Annotated in this window: 11 protein-coding genes; 5 read left to right on the forward strand and 6 right to left on the reverse strand. The window is 73.6% G+C overall.

Annotated features, from left to right (window positions below):
• The 5 genes from JF597_RS09580 to JF597_RS09600 form a co-directional block, all read right to left on the reverse strand.
• The coding region (locus JF597_RS09580; RefSeq protein ID WP_293991780.1) for a molybdopterin-dependent oxidoreductase at positions 1-1,261 on the reverse strand (1,261 nt) is incomplete at its 3' end.
• A 138-nt stretch (positions 1,262-1,399) separates the two neighbouring features.
• Positions 1,400-6,832: a caspase family protein gene (locus JF597_RS09585; protein ID WP_293991782.1), complete on the reverse strand. Its 5,433-nt coding sequence runs from the start codon at positions 6,830-6,832 to the stop codon at positions 1,400-1,402.
• A 24-nt stretch (positions 6,833-6,856) separates the two neighbouring features.
• Entirely contained in the window at positions 6,857-7,732 is an 876-nt protein-coding gene (locus JF597_RS09590) for a hypothetical protein (protein ID WP_293991784.1), read from the reverse strand.
• A 65-nt stretch (positions 7,733-7,797) separates the two neighbouring features.
• Entirely contained in the window at positions 7,798-8,415 is a 618-nt protein-coding gene (locus JF597_RS09595) for a TetR/AcrR family transcriptional regulator (protein ID WP_293991786.1), read from the reverse strand.
• Positions 8,416-8,479: 64 nt separating this feature from the next.
• On the reverse strand, positions 8,480-9,028 hold the full coding sequence (locus JF597_RS09600) for a hypothetical protein (RefSeq protein WP_293991789.1): 549 nt from the start codon (positions 9,026-9,028) through the stop codon (positions 8,480-8,482).
• Between the two features lie 157 nt (positions 9,029-9,185).
• Between JF597_RS09600 and hmgA the strand changes: the two genes are divergently transcribed.
• Genes hmgA through JF597_RS09615 form a run of 3 tightly spaced genes read left to right on the forward strand, consistent with a single transcriptional unit; the run spans position 9,186 to position 12,499 of the window.
• Positions 9,186-10,556 carry a homogentisate 1,2-dioxygenase gene (gene hmgA, locus JF597_RS09605; protein WP_293991792.1) on the forward strand — a complete coding sequence of 457 codons (1,371 nt, stop codon included), beginning with the start codon at positions 9,186-9,188 and terminating at the stop codon, positions 10,554-10,556.
• 26 nt (positions 10,557-10,582) lie between these two features.
• Positions 10,583-11,332 (forward strand): GntR family transcriptional regulator, encoded by a 750-nt coding sequence (locus tag JF597_RS09610; RefSeq protein ID WP_293991794.1) that lies wholly within the window; start codon positions 10,583-10,585, stop codon positions 11,330-11,332.
• Between the two features lie 12 nt (positions 11,333-11,344).
• On the forward strand, positions 11,345-12,499 hold the full coding sequence (locus JF597_RS09615; protein ID WP_293991796.1) for a type ISP restriction/modification enzyme: 1,155 nt from the start codon (positions 11,345-11,347) through the stop codon (positions 12,497-12,499).
• Between the two features lie 79 nt (positions 12,500-12,578).
• Here the strand turns inward: JF597_RS09615 and JF597_RS09620 are convergent, their stop codons facing one another.
• Positions 12,579-13,307, reverse strand: coding sequence for a TetR/AcrR family transcriptional regulator (locus JF597_RS09620; protein WP_293991798.1), 729 nt, complete (start codon positions 13,305-13,307; stop codon positions 12,579-12,581).
• 63 nt (positions 13,308-13,370) lie between these two features.
• Here JF597_RS09620 and JF597_RS09625 point away from each other — a divergent pair, with 63 nt between their 5' ends.
• Positions 13,371-14,306: an ATP-binding cassette domain-containing protein gene (locus tag JF597_RS09625; protein WP_293991800.1), complete on the forward strand. Its 936-nt coding sequence runs from the start codon at positions 13,371-13,373 to the stop codon at positions 14,304-14,306.
• Positions 14,303-15,079, forward strand: coding sequence for an ABC transporter permease (locus JF597_RS09630; RefSeq protein ID WP_293991803.1), 777 nt, complete (start codon positions 14,303-14,305; stop codon positions 15,077-15,079). Before JF597_RS09625 ends, JF597_RS09630 begins: the two co-directional genes overlap by 4 nt.
• Positions 15,080-15,085 lie beyond the last annotated feature (6 nt).

A 15,085-nucleotide genomic window follows, 5' to 3' on the forward strand; every position in this document is an offset into this window, starting at 1 on the left:
CGACGCTGACCATGAAGTCGAGGGAGTCCAGGGCCTTGTCGAGGCGGTCGCCGTCCGGGGCGGAGAGGACGGGGTTGGTGGCGACGGCGATCAGCGCCCGGATGGGCTCGCCCTGTGCCGTCGCGGTGTCGATCTCCTCGGCGAGCGCGGAGAGCGGCAACTCGCCCTTCGCCTCGGGGTGCCGGCTGACCCGGGAGTGCCAGCGCCCGAGCGCGAAGCCCCGGCCGGGACCGGCCGGTCGCGGGGTCCGGTCGGTGGCGGCCTGCGGGAAGAGCGCGCCGCCGGGCCGGTCGAGGTTGCCGGTGAGGATGTTGAGGACGTCGACGAGCCAGCTGGCGAGGGTGCCGTGCGGCACGGTGCAGCTGCCGATCCGGCCGTACACGGCGGCCGTCGGCGCGGCGGCGAGTTCGCGGGCGAGGACGCGGATGGTCCCGGCGTCGACGTCACAGGCCTCGGCGACCGCGTCCGGGGTGAAGTCCCCGAGCTCGGCGCGGAGTTCGTCGAGCCCCTCGACGTGCGGGGCGAGGTGCCCGAGGTCCACCAGGCCCTCCTCGAAGAGGACCTGGGCCATCGCGGCGAGCAACAGGGCGTCGGCGCCCGGCCGGATGGCGAGGCGCCGGTCGGCGAGCTTCGCGGTGCGGGTGCGGCGCGGGTCGATGACGGTGAGGGTGCCGCCGCGGGCCTTGAGCGCCTTGAGCTTGCCGGGGAAGTCCGGGGCGGTGCACAGACTCCCGTTGGACTCCAGGGGGTTGGCGCCGATGAGGAGGAGGTGGTCGGTGCGGTCGAGGTCGGGCACCGGTATGGCGTTGGCGTCGCCGAAGAGCAGCCCGCTGGAGACGTGCTTGGGCATCTGGTCCACCGTGGACGCGGTGAAGACGCTGCGGGTGCCGAGGGCGCCGACCAGGACCTGCGGGTAGAGGCCGCCGGCCACGGTGTGGACGTTGGGGTTGCCGAGGACGACCCCGACGGAGTGCGGGCCGTACCGCTCGACGACGCCACGGATGCCGGCGGCGACCGCGTCGAAGGCCTCCGCCCAGGTGGCCTCGCGCAGCTCGCCGTCCCTGCGGACGAGGGGGGTGCGCAGCCGGTCGGGGTCGCCGTCGACGGCGCCGAAGGAGGCGCCCTTCGGGCAGATGAACCCCTTGCTGAAGACATCCTCGCGGTCACCGCGGGCTCCGGTGACGCGGGTGCCCTCGATGCTGAGGGTCAGGCCGCAGGTGGCCTCGCACAGGGGGCAGATGCGGAGGGCGGTGCGGGGCATGGGGGCCTCCTGGAGGTCACGGAACTCGCCCCGAGCATACCGATCGGTATGTCGCGTGGGGAGTCCCCGGCCGAGGTGAGGTGGGAAGCCCGCGCGCAGGCGGCCGGGGTGAGGTGCCGGCACCCGGCGGGAGGCGCTTCAGTCGAAGAGGATGATTCCGTTGCGGGTGCCGACGACGAGTTCGCCCCGGGGGCCGGCGGTGAGGGCGGTGCACGGGGAGGGAAGGTCCAGTTCCCGGTGGACGGTGCCGGTGCGGGTGCCCATGACGACGACCGCGTCCCTGCTCGCCACGGCGTAGCATCCGCCGTCCGGCAGGAGGGCGGCGTGGTCGACGTCCACTCGTGTGACGTGCTCGTGGGCCACGGGCGGCGGCGAGGGCCGGCGGCGGTAGAGGCGACGTGCGCCCGTGGCGGGACGTTGCGGGGGCGGGCGCTCGCCGGGACCGGTGAAACGGGGCAGCAGGGACTCCCACGTGATGATGCGGGTGTGGTGCCCGCCGGTCAGCAGGAGTTCGTCGCCGCCCGGCCCCGTCAGGGTGAACGCCTCGGCCATGTCCAGCCCGTGCAGAACCGCCCAGCGGCGGGTCGACGTGTCCAGCACCCGGACGCCCACCCCGGCGACGTGGACCAGGACCAGCAGCCGGCCCGCGCAGCGCACCGCCCGCACCGCGCCGACCTCGGTCTCCTCCGCCTCGGCCGAACACGGTTGGTCGTACCGGGGTCCGTGGGCGATGTCGTGGACGGCGACATGGAGGTCGGGGGCGGTGCCGTAGAGCAGCGGATTGGGCCGCGCGTCCCAGACCGCCAGCGAGAGCAGCGCCTGGGCATCCGGGCCGTCCGGGAGCGCGGCCAGCCGCACCCGTTCCCGGCGCTGGTGCGGTACCGGCGTGACCAGGGGCCGTCCCGCGGAGGCGATGGCTCCGCGGGTTCCGAAGTCCCAGTATTCCAGCAGGCCGTCGGTGCCCCGGGCGAACAGCAGCGGGCGGACCGCCCGGCCGGGCGACCGCCAGGCGACGGTGGCGAGTTGCTCCACCCCGCCGCCGCTGACCGGGCGCAGCCGCCGCAGCAACGCCCCGGTCTCGCCGTCCCGTACCTGGAGCGACCCGTCGGCGCTGCCCGCGACGACCGTCAGACCCCCGTCCAGCGCCACCGCCGCCACCGCCGACACGGGCCGTACGGCGTCCAGCAGTTCCACCACACGCCGGCCCTCGGCGCTCTCCCGCACCTGCCAGACCTGTCCCTGCTCGTCACCGCAGAGCAGGCCGTCGCGGGTGGCGTGCAGAGAGCCGACGGGCTGCGGCATCCGCCGCTCCCAGCCGTCGTCCAGGCACACCAGCCGGGAGTCCGTGCCGCAGCCGAAGAGCCGGCCGCCGGCGTGGGCCAGGGCGAGGACCGTGCCCCGGTGTGCGGAACGGGCCGGTCCGAGCGGCCGGTACCCCGGCAGCGACCACTCCCGAACGGATCCGTCGAACGCGCCGGCCGCGAGCCGCCCCGTGCCGTCGGGGGCGAGGGCGAGCGCCGTGAGCCACACCGGCTCGTCCGGGGCCGGCCCCGACGCGTACATCCGTCCCGCACCCACGTCCCAGCAGAACATCCTGCCGGATCCGGTGCCGACGACCACCACGTCCCGGTCCCGGACCCGGCCGGCCGTGACGGCGGTGACGATCTCGGGAAGGGTGAACTCCTGCTCGGCCACCGGGAGTCCGCCCCGCAGCACGAGGACCGCGACCCGGCCACCGTGCTCTGCGGTGACCACGTAGGACCGGCCGTCCGCCGTGTGTCCGACGGTGGCGCAGCCGATGAGCGGGACCTCCCAGGGGCCCGGGTCGAGGACCCGGCGGCGCCACAGCTCGTGCGGCCGGTCCAGGTCCCAGCAGCGGATCCGGGCGTCCGCACCGACCGTGAGCAGCGCGGGCGCGCCGCCCGGTCCGCGGATCTCGCCGGCCGCCAGCAACGAGCCTTCGTGCGCGTTGATCTGCACCGAGTCGGCGGCGTGGACGGAGGGCCAGAGCCGTACCACCCCGTCGGAGCCCCCCGCGCAGACCGTGCTACCCGCCGCGCAGACGGCCGCGGCGGCGTGTCTGCGGACCTGACCGCCCACCCGTTCCCCGGACACCAGGTCATAGAGTTGGAGACCGCTGTTGTTCCCCTGCACGGAGACACAGGCGGTGGGTCCGAAGTCGAAAGCGGCCACCCGGCTCGCGGTGCCGGCGTCGACCCGCAGGGGCAGACCGATCGGACGGCCGCTGTCCAGGTCGATCCGGTGCAGCTGGCCGTCGGCCGTGACCACGGCGACGATCCACTGCCGGCCGACCCGGTGCACCGCGAAGGACGCGACGGCGAAGGCGCTCCGCAACAGGGTCCGCAGCGGCCCGCGGGTGGCGACGGCGGACAGCCGGACCGTGTGGTCGTCGCCCGCGGTGACGAAGAGGCTGCCCTGCGGATGGCCGGCCACCCACTCGATCCGGGTGACCGGCCCCTCGTGCCCGGTGTTCACCTCGACGCCCGATGTGCTGCTCTCCGCGTCGAACGGCACCACCCGCCCGTCCTCGTACCCCAGCAGCAGCGTCAGGTCCGGCAGTCCCCCGGGCGCGGCGCACGCGGTGATCCGGGTGCCCGGGCCCTCGGGCGTGAGGGCGAGGAGGAACTCGGCCGACAGTTCCTCCGCACGCTCCTCCCAGCTGCTGATCTGGAAGTCCCACAGCGCCCGGCGTTGTGTGCGCGTCAGCGGAGGGTGGGCGCGGGTGGCGCCGAGCCGGTAGACGAGCAGCCCACCGTCGAGCCGCAGCGCCGCCACGCCGGCCCGCCCGTCGGCCCCCGCGAGTACGGCCACCTCCGACGGCGGCTCCGGAACGCGCCGTTCGGATTCCGTGTCCGCCGGGCCGGGCGGAAGCAGCCAGGTCTGCCGTCCGAAGGCGCCCCACAGGTGGAGCAGCCGCGCGTAGTTCCTCGTGACGATCTTCTCGTCCTCGATCGCCAGGCGTGTGGTCCAGGTCAGGCCGGCCGCCGCGCCGTCCACCTGGGGTGTCGCCGTGATCGTCCACGCGTACGGGTCGCCCCGCTGGGGGTGCACCGCCTGCCAGGTGCCACTGTCCAGGTCGCACCACATCGCACCGTCCCAGGGCGACAGGTCCAGGAACCGGGCACCGTACCGCTCGGGCACCACCACCCCGTTCCCGACCCCGTACATCATCCCCGCGTACCGCCGGTTGCCTTCGTGCGGGTTCCACGCCGCCCAGCGTGCCCGCCACGGCAGCTCGCCCTCCCCGGCGTCGCAGGAGTCCGCCAAGGGCTGCGCCCTGCGGCACACCGCCGCCAGCCGCAGTTCCGCCCTGATCCGCGGGTCCGCGCCGGCGCCCGCCCGGTCCCGCAGCCGCTCCTCCAGGTCGCGTATCGCCTGCCCGGCGCGACGGCCCTCCCGGGTGCGGAGGCCGGGCAGGGCGGCGAGCAGCGGGCCCGGCTCGGCGCCCAGTACGAAGGCCGCGTCCTGGACCAGGGGGTCGAGGACCCCGCCCGCGCCGGCGTGCAGGGCCAGGTACCGCCGGACATAGGGGTGCCGGATGTCCCGCAGCACCTCGGTCACCGTGCGCTGGATCGCCGCCGCGTCCCGGCCCTCGCGCAGATACTCGATGAGCGCGCGGTGGTAGACCCGGTAGACCGACCCTCCGCTCTCGACGCTCTCCACCACGTACGACCCCGCCGCCTGCCGCAGCCAGACGATGTGCTCGTCGCTGTACTGCGTGCCGGTGAGCGCCGAGGCCAGCCGGGGCCAGATGCCGGCCCAGGGCAGGCCGGCGCCCTGGGCGTAGGCGAGCGGGAGGAGGAGGTCCCGGGCCCGGGCGGCCGACGGGCCGAGGCGCTGCACCAGGTCGCGTTCCATCGCCTCGCCGGGCAGCCGGGGAAGGCCGTCACGCCAGCGCCGGTCGTGCGGGTCCGGCGGCCGGGGTTCGCGGGCGATGGTGCGGGCGGTGATCCGGGCGACCAGGAAGGACCGGCCGGCGGCCTCCGCGACCGCCTCCGCGATCTCGTCCACCAGCCGGGGTACGGCGGCCTTGAGGACCGAGCCGTCGGCGCACAGCAGCTTGCGGGTGTAGGCGCGGACGGCGTCCGGGTCGCCGTACCGCTCGGAGTCGAGGTCGATGCGCGGGCCGGCGGCGGCCAGGCGGGCGGCGACGTGTGGGCGGGCTCCGATCAACAGGCGCAGCTGGAGCCGGCGTTCGGGGTCGGTGAGCGGGAGGAACAACTCGTCGACGGCCTCGTGCGGGGCCAGCGCCTCGTCCAGCGAGTCGACGAGGACGACGAGCGGGCGGGTCCTGGTCTGGAGGTGCGCGGTGAGCGCCCCCAGGGAGTCGGCGGCGCAGCCCGCGGCCGCCGACAGGGCGTCCAGGAGCTGGCGGGTGGAGAGATGGCTCGCGTTGATCCGGACGTCCACGTCGCCGGGGCGGGGCAGCAGCGCGGGCAGCCCGGTGCGGGGTACGGACTCGTGCCGGTGGTCGTCGGTGAGGACGGCCACCATGCCCAGCAGCGAGGACTTCCCGGACCCGGGGTCCCCGGTGACCACGCACAGGCGTTCGCCGACCCGGCGCGGGTCGAGCCAGGTGGTGATGTCGCCCAGCGCCGCATGGCGGCCGGTGAAGTCCCAGACGTCCTCGGTGGGCACGTCGGTGCCGCGGGCGCGGGGTACGAAGAACTCCCGCATGTCCTGGTCGCGGGCGCCGCGTTCGCGGGCGCCGAGGTCGACGATGCGGTCGATCTCCTCCAGCTTGAGCCCGGCGGAGCCGGGTACGTGCCGGGGGTTGGGGAGGAAGGCCGGGATGTCCCCGGTGGCGTGGGTGAGGGACCAGACGGGCCGCTGGGCGGCGGGGACCTCGGGGTCGCTGCGGATGGCCGCCATGACGTGTTCGAGACTGATGTGCGCGGGCGCGTGCCCGGCGGTGGCCGTGCGGCGCACGGCCCGGTCGAAGGCCGCCGACAGGGCCCCGGTGTACGCCTCCTCCTTGCGGCGCGAGGACGAGACGAGGACCAGGCCGGTGGTGCCGTGCTCGGTGACCGGCTCCCGGAAGCGGCGGGCCTCCAGCGCACCACGCAGCGCCCGGTCGGCCCCCTCCTCGGAGTAGCAGGCGTCGATCAGCACCAGGAGCCGCTCGACGGGGGTGTCCTCCCAGAGCTGGGCGACCAGGTCCTCGGTGGGCAGGGCGGTGCCGCGCAGATCCCGGGCGTCGCTGTCGTGCAGCAGCAGGTAATGGCGTCCGCTGTGCTCGGCGGTGACCCCGTGCGTGGCGAGATAGAGGACCACGTAGTCCTCCGGGCTCCGGTCCGGGGCGGTGGCGAACGCCCGCAGTGCGTCCTGGAGTTGGCGGCGGGTCGGGTCGAGGGCGAGATCCGTGCCCCGGCGGTAGCCGAGCGGCCCGAGGAAGAGTTCCTCGATCCGGCGTACGTCGTCGGCGAGTTCCGCGCGCTCCGCCTCGGGGTGCGCGGCGACGGAGGTGACGGCGGCGGCGATGAGGAAGCGGCGCGAGGTGCCCGGTACCGGGCCGTCCGTCGCCTCAGCGGGGCGCGGTGCCGCGTCCATGGCCCACCCACCGGCGTCTGTCGCTCATACCCCGGCCTCCCCCGTCTCCCGGCACCCCTCCTCCACCGCGCGTCCGGCCTCCGCCGTGCTGAGATACCGCGTCGCGTCATGGGCCCGTGCCCCGTTGTGGACCACCTGACACCTGACCCGCTCGCCGAACAGCGGCCGCAGGTCCTTCACCAGGGCGACGACGTCCCCGGCGTCCGCGAGATTGGTCCACTGCCGTACGGCGCCCGGCCAGTCGCCGGGCGATCCGGCGGGGCCGGTGCGCAACCGGTCGAAGACCAGGTTGCGCACACCCAGCGGCGAACCCAGCGTCAGCAGGGCGCGCACCGGCCAGTCCGGACGGGCGCACAGCGCCTCGTAGGCGACGACGCTGCCGAGCGAGTGGCCCACCACGACCCGGGTGCGCTCGGTCACCGCGTCGGCGACCCGCTGCTGGACGGCGTCCCGCAGCGCCGGATCGCACAGGTACCCGCGCACCTGCCTGAGGTCGAGCACGAGTCCGCGCAGGGCGACGCCCGCGAAGAAGCGGGAGCGGCTGAGGGCGTTCAGGGCCCGCTGCACGGCCTGGGGGGTGCGCGCCAGGGTACGGGCGTCGGGCGGCAGTACCGTGCCGTCCGTCCGGGCCGCCTCCGCCCACCATGCCAGCAGGAGGTCGGTCTCGAAGCCGTCCGCGACGTCGGAGGCGTCGAGGGGCGGGTCGGTGAGTGCGAGGGTGCGTCCGGGCGGCCGGAACAGGTCGCCGTAGAAGACGCACCGCACGTCGTCCGCAGCGAGGTCGGTCACGGCTCCGGCACGGATCAGGCCGTCGCACAGAGCGGGGTGCCATGCCCCGCGCAACTCCCGCTCCCCCGTGTGCTGCCGGCCGATTCCGTGGATGCACACCACCCGAGCCATACGTCCCCCCGTGCGCGACCCCAGCGTGCACTCAGACTAGCAACGGGACTTCCTCCGGGACCTGTTCAGTCGAGCACCCGGCCCAGATACGCCCGCAGCAGCTCCCGCATCTCCCTGATGATCTCCTCGTCGCCCTCCGGGTCCACCCGGAAGGACAGGTGGACCAGTGTGTCGGCGGTTTCCACGGCCACCAGGAAGATGCGGCGCAGGGCCTCGTCGGGGGTGCGGCCCAGGTAGCCGGAGAGGAGGTCGGTCAGCCGGTCGGCGACTCTGCGGTTGGGTTCGGAGTGGCGGGCACCGACCGGGATCTGGTTGCCGAAGTCGACGAGGGAGAAGCCGGGGGCGGTGCGTTTCATGGCCAGGTACTCGTCGAGCACCGCGTCCATGGCCGTCCGCCAGTTGCCCTTCGGTGCCTCCTTCAGCCGTTCGGTGACCCGCTCGGTGAAGCGCTCCAGGTTGCGCTGGGCGAGGGCGTCGGCCATCTGCCGCTTGTTGCCGAAGAAGCGGTAGACCGAGCCGATGGGCACCCCGGCGCGCACCGCGACGGCCCGGGTGCTCAGTTCGTCGTAGCCGACCTCGTCGAGGAGGTCGGCACAGGCGTCGAGGATCCGGGTCAGCCGTTCGGCGCTGCGGCGCTGTACGGGCGCTTTGCGAAGCGATGTCGCTGGGGGCACGGGCTTCATGATGCCTTTCCGCCGGGATCGGGTGAACCTCGCCCCCCAGTACGTGGACGGATGGCCCATGCACTCATCCGGTGGCCGCCCCGGTCGTACCGGTAGCGGTGGGTTTCGTCGTCTCCGCACCGGAGGCCGTGACGTCCGCCGTGCTCTCCACCGGCTTGCCGTGCACGGCCCAGACCGTGCCGTCGTCGGCGTAGAGCCGGGCGGTGATGTGGTGGGTGCCGTGCGGGACGAGGCCGGCGGCCAGGTGGTAGTCAGGGGTGCGCAGCCGCGTCACCAGGCCGCCGTCCACGAAGAGGTACGCGAGCCCCCGGCCGGCGACCGCCTTCGCCGCGGTGCCCGCCCGGGAGAACCGGAAGCGGTGCACGTCGAGCCGTACGTCCCAGCCGCCGGACGCGTCCGGGGTGACCACCGTGCCCACCTCGGGCGCCTGCTTCTTGTCCAGTTCGCGGTAATGGCGTCCGTTCTCGTCCGTGTCGGCGAGGATCTTGCCCGCCGGCGAGGGCGACGCCGTCGCCCGCTGCCCGTGCGCCTTCCCGCTCCCGCACCCCGCCGCCGCGACCAGCAGCAGCACGCAGACCGCGAGCGCACCCGGCAGTCCACGCGTCCACGACATGCCCGGAGCGTAGAACAGCACGCCGCGGACCGGATCCCCCTGAAGTCGGGTTCTCGCCATCCGCCGCCGGGATGATCCCGGCCCCCCTTGCACCCGCCTCCGCGCAATCCTACGGTGATGCATAGGAATCGATGCCACGCAGGTTCAGGGAGCGATCATGAGCGATGGGGGTACCTCCCGCGCGAGCGCGTTCGAGCGAGCGCGCGAGGAGGCGCGGAAGACCGCCGAAGGGCTGGCGTACCTCTCCGGGTTCGGCAACGAGCACTCCTCGGAGGCGGTGCCAGGCGCCCTGCCCGAGGGCCGCAACTCCCCGCAGCGCACCCCCCTCGGCCTCTACGCCGAGCAGCTCAGCGGTACGGCCTTCACCGAGCCTCGGGCCCACAACCGCCGCTCCTGGCTGTACCGGATCCGCCCCTCGGCCGCCCACCCGGCCTTCACCCGCGCCGCCGGCAACGGCGGGCTGCGCACCGCTCCCTTCACGGACACCGCGCCGGACCCGAACCGGCTGCGCTGGGACCCCCTCCCGCAGCCCTCGCCGGGCACGGACTTCCTCGCCGGGCTGTGGACCCTGGGCGGCAACGGCGACGCGACCCAGCGCGCCGGCATGGCCGTGCACCTCTACCACGCCGACGCCTCCATGGAGCGGATCTTCTCCGACGCGGACGGCGAGCTGCTGATCGTCCCGGAACGCGGCGGACTGCTGCTGCGGACGGAGTTCGGCCTGCTGCATGTGGAGCCGGGACATGTGGCGCTGATCCCCCGGGGGGTCCGCTTCCGTGTGGAGCTGCTGGATGCCACGGCCCGGGGTTATGTGTGCGAGAACTACGGCTCGCCCTTCCGCCTCCCCGACCTCGGCCCGATCGGCGCCAACGGGCTCGCCGGTGCGCGGGATTTCCGGGCCCCCGTCGCCGCCTACGAGGACGTCGAGGGCCCGGTGGAGGTGGTCAACAAGTTCTGCGGCAACCTGTGGACCGCCACATATGACCACTCCCCACTGGACGTGGTCGCCTGGCACGGCACACATGTGCCGTACGCCTACGACCTGCGCCGTTTCAATGTGATCGGGAGCATCTCCTACGACCACCCCGATCCGTCGATCTTCACGGTGCTGACGTCCCCGTCCGACACTCCGGGGCTGGCGGGTGTCGACTTCGTGGTCTTCGCGCCGCGCTGGCTGGTGGGCGAGAACACCTTCCGGCCGCCGTACTTCCACCGGAACGTGATGAGCGAGTACATGGGGCTCATCGAGGGCGCCTACGACGCGAAGACCGCCGGGAAGGGGGGCTTCGTGCCGGGCGGCGGGTCGCTGCACAACATGATGTCGGCGCACGGGCCGGACCGGGAGACGTTCGACCGGGCGAGCGCCGCCGAGCTGAAGCCCCAGAAGGTGGACGACGGCCTGGCCTTCATGTTCGAGACCCGCTGGCCGGTGACGCTCACCCCGCAGGCGGCGACCGCCGGGCACCTCCAGCAGCGCTACGACGACGTGTGGCAGGGCCTGGAACGGCACTTCCGCCCCTTGCACTGAAGATCCCCCACCGGTACGGATGGCCCGTGACCTCCTTCGCCCCGGACTCGATCGTCCTCAACCGCAAGCTGCCGCTCTGGTACCAGGTGTCGCAGTCGCTGCGTGCCTCGATACTCGGCCGCTCGCCCCGGGACCCGCTGCGGCTGCCCACCGAGGAACGGCTCGCGGAGCACTACGGCGTCAGCGTGCTGACCATGCGGCAGGCGCTGAAGGAGCTGGAGGACGAGGGCCTGATCAGCCGGCACCGCCGCCGGGGCACCTTCATCGAGCCGGACGCCCGGCGCGGCACCCCGGTACGGCTGCTCGGCTCGGTGGACGCGATCGTGGCCCAGCAGTCGGGGATGACGGCGGAGCTGCTGGAGCACGGCACGGTGCCCGTCACCGGCGAACTCACCGAGTACTTCCCGGACCTCGCCGAGGTGGCGGCCTACCACCGCCTCCGCAGCGACGAGCAGACCGGCGAGCCCACCAACCACGCCCGCAACCACGTCCGCCCCGAACTGGCCGAGCGCATCGACCCGGAGGACCTGGTCCGGCAGCCGATGACCAAGGTGCTCCGGGACGTGGTCGGCGCGGACATCGGCCGCATCACGGACACGGTGGCGGCCCGGCTGGCCGACCCGGAGACCGCCCGGCTGCTCCAAGTCCCGCTCCTCAGCCCGATCCTGCACTACACGGGTGTCACCTACGACACCGCCGGCCGGGTCCTGGACCTGGCGGTCATCCACTACCGCGGCGACCGCTTCTCCTTCACGGTCACGCTCGACGCCACCTGAAGTCGTCGTACGATGCCGGGCGTGACGCACGACGACGCTCCGCTGCTGGCGGACCTCATGCCGTGGTCCGTCGCACCACTGCGGCTGGGCCGGGGGTGGCCGACGGCCCCCGACCCGGCGACCCTGAAGAGCCGCTGGGACGCCCTCCTCAAGGCCGAGGGCCCCGACCGGGAGACGTTGTTCGAGCCGACACGCGCCCGGACCGTCCACTCCGCGGTCGCCCAGCTCCCCGGCCAGCCCAGCGGCACCGAACCACTCGCCGACGCGTCGGGCCCCTGCCCGGCTCCGGTCCGCGTCCTGACCGCCCCGTTCGACGAACAGTGGCTGATCCCGGACCACCGCCTGATCGACGCGGCCCGGCCGGAGCTGTGGCGGGTGGCGGACGGCCACCAGGTCTTCGCGGTGGAGTCGGCGGAGGGCATGCCCCTGCTCGCGACCTCCCTCCTCCCCACCCTGCGCGCGGGCCGTATCCGCCCGCTGTACCGCCGCCCGGGCGGCGCGGAGCCGAACCTGGCGCCGGGACTGCCGGAACACCTGGCCGACCGGCTGGGCCGGGCCGTCGCCCCGCCGGACGTCCTCGCCTGGGCCCTGACCGCGATCCGCCCGGACCGCACCGTCCCGCTCACCGACGACCCCGGACTCTGGGCACAGGGCGTGGAACTCGGCCACCGGGCCCTGTGGCTGCTGCGCCGCGACGGCGACCGCCCCAGACTCCCGGGCGGCCGCCGCCCGTACGTCCGCGCCCCGCTTCCCGCGCGCCCCCTCACGATCCTCTACGACACCGAGGAGGAAGCCCTCCACCTCGACGAGGGGCGCATCTCCCCGGTACCGCCGGAGGCATGGGACTTCAGGACGGGCGAGGTACGGGTCCTGGAGGCGTGGTTCACGGCACGGACGACGGAGACGGCGCAACGGGGAACCCTGGCGGCCGTCAACCCTCCGGGCTGGTCCCAGTCATGGACGTCGGAACTGCTGGAACTGATCACGGTCCTGGCCCTGCTGGCGGACGTACGGTCCCAGCAGGCGGGGCTGGACATCAAGGCCCGGATCACCGCGACGGACCTGACGGCGGCGGGCGTGCTCCCGCCTCCGGAGACGGCCCGCAAACCGGCATCGATCCTGGAACACACCGAAGAAGGCCCTGCGGGTCAACTAACACTGCTGTGAGTTACTCAGGGGCGCCGGGGGTGCCCCCGGCCGAAGGCTGGGGGAGGAACTGCGCGCCAAGCCCCCACCGACCCGCAGGCTAGGACGTCGCGAACCCACCCAACACCCTCTCCACCGCCCGCCGGAAAACCCCCTCCATGTCAACCGGCGCCGATTCCCCCGAATCCCCCGATTCCCTCGCGAACGCCGCCGCCATCCGCGGATAGGCCCCCGAGGCGATCTGCGCTCCGAGATAGGCGATGCGCACCGCGTTCTCCCGCTCCTCCGACCACGGCAGGTTCCGCACCCGTTCGGCCGTGTCGATCTCGTTGCGCACATAGGTCGTGACCACACCGTTCACCATGGCGATCAGCTCGAACTTGGTGCCGTACGACACGTCCAGCGGATCCAGGCAGGCCAGACAGTGCTCCAGATAGCGCAGGGCGTGCGGGCTGAACCCGTAGACCGGTGACATCAGACGCGGCACCCAGGGATGCCGGCGCATCAGGTCCCGCGTCTGCTCGGCGACCCGCATCATGTCGGCCCGCCAGTCCCCCGTCGGCTCCCAGAGCTCGTGCTCCGAGCTGACCGCGTCAAACATCAGCTCGTACAGGTCCTCCTTGCGGGGGACGTGGTTGTACAGGGACATCGTCCCGCACCCCACCCCGGCCGCCACGTGCCGCATCGACACGGCGTCCATCCCCTCCGCGTCGGCGATGCGCACCGCGGCGGCGGCGATGTCGGCACGGGTGAACGTCGGCTTCGGCCCCCGCCCGGCGCGCTCCGGGCGGGCCCAGATCACTCCGGGTTCGGCCCCTCGGACTGCCATCGATCATCACCTCGCCCACCATGCTAGTTACGTACACCGTACGTAGTGCGCTATGGTCGCCTCATGACTACTACGTACGCTGTACTTAGTGAAGGCCTGGAGAAGCGCTTCGGCGCGGTGTCAGCGCTGCACCGTCTCGATCTGGCCGTCCGGGAGGGCACGGTCTGCGGACTGCTCGGGCCGAACGGGGCCGGGAAGAGCACGGCCGTACGGCTGCTGGCCACCCTCCTCCGGCCCGACGCGGGCTCCGCCCGCATCGCGGGGCACGACGTGGTCCGGGACCCGGCGGCCGTGCGCCGCAGCATCGGCGTCACCGGCCAGTACGCCTCGGTCGACGGCGATCTCACCGGCCGCGAGAACCTGCGCCTCTTCGCCCGGCTGCTGCGGGTGCGGAGACCGGACGACCGGGCGGCCGAACTCCTCGGCCGCTTCGGCCTCACCGAGGCGGCCGACCGCAAGGCAGCCACCTATTCCGGCGGTATGCGCCGCCGCCTCGACCTCGCCGCGAGCCTGGTCCGCCGTCCGACCGTGCTCTTCCTCGACGAGCCCACCACCGGCCTCGACCCGGCCGGCCGCAACGGCATCTGGGAAGCGGTGCGCGAGCTGACCGCCGAGGGCACGACGGTGCTGCTCACCACGCAGTACCTGGAGGAGGCCGACCAACTCGCAGACGACATCGCGCTGATCGACCGGGGCCGGGTGGCCCGGACCGGCTCTCCCGCCGAACTGAAGGCGCTCATCGGCTGGTACGCGCAGGCAGTGGTCGCCGACCGGGACACGCTGCCGAAGGCGGCCGCGGTTCTCGACCGGCTCACCGGCAGGGAGCCGCAGTTCGACCACGACCGGCACACCGTGGGCGCCGTCACCACGGACCCCACCCTCACCCTCCCCCGCCTGGTGCGCGAACTCGACGCGGCGGGTGTCCTGTTGCTCGACGCCAGCCTCAGTCCACCGAGCCTCGACGACGTTTTCCTCCGACTGACGGGAAGCCCCGCATGAGTGCGCTCGTGTACGACGGTGCCGCGATGACGGGCCGGCAGCTGCGCCGGGTCCGCAACAGCCCCGGCCTCGCGGTCCTCACCCAGCTGATGCCGGTCAACATGCTGCTGTTCTTCGGCTACGTCTTCGGCAGCGCGCTGGCGATGCCGGGCCCCGAGTACCGCTCCTTCCTCGTCCCGGGACTGCTGGTCGCGACCGCGGCGGGCGGGGTGATGACCGGGATGTTCCAGGCCGCCCAGGACACCCACCGAGGGGTGACGGACCGCTTCAGGTCCATGCCGGTGAGCCGGGCCGCCGTACCGCTCGGGCAGGCGGTGGCCGACCTCGTCGTCACCACGGCGGGTACCGTGCCCCTGCTCCTGGTGGGGCTCGCCGTGGGCTGGCGCGTCGAGGGATCGGCGGCCGCGGCGGCCGGCGCGGTGGGCCTGCTGCTCCTGTTCCGGTTCGCGTGCACGACCGTCGGCATCTGGCTCGGGCTGCTCACCCGCAGCGAGGAGGCGGCCGGCCAGCTCGGCGCGTCCACCTTCGTGCTGCCGCTGCTGTCCAACGCCTACATTCCCACCGGGAACCTTCCGGGCTGGCTGCGCACGCTCGCCGAATGGAACCCGATCAGCGCGGTGACGACCGCCCTCCGCGACCTCTTCGGCAACGCTCCCGTACCCGACGGCGCGGCCTGGCCGGTGGCGCACCCCGTCGCAGGGTCGCTCGCCTGGAGCCTGGTCCTCGTCGCCGTCTGCCTGCCCCTCGCCGTCCGCCGGTACGGGCGCGGCTGACAAACC

It is taken from the genome of Streptomyces sp. (assembly GCF_019510245.1).
Taxonomy (GTDB): Bacteria; Actinomycetota; Actinomycetes; order Streptomycetales; family Streptomycetaceae; genus Streptomyces.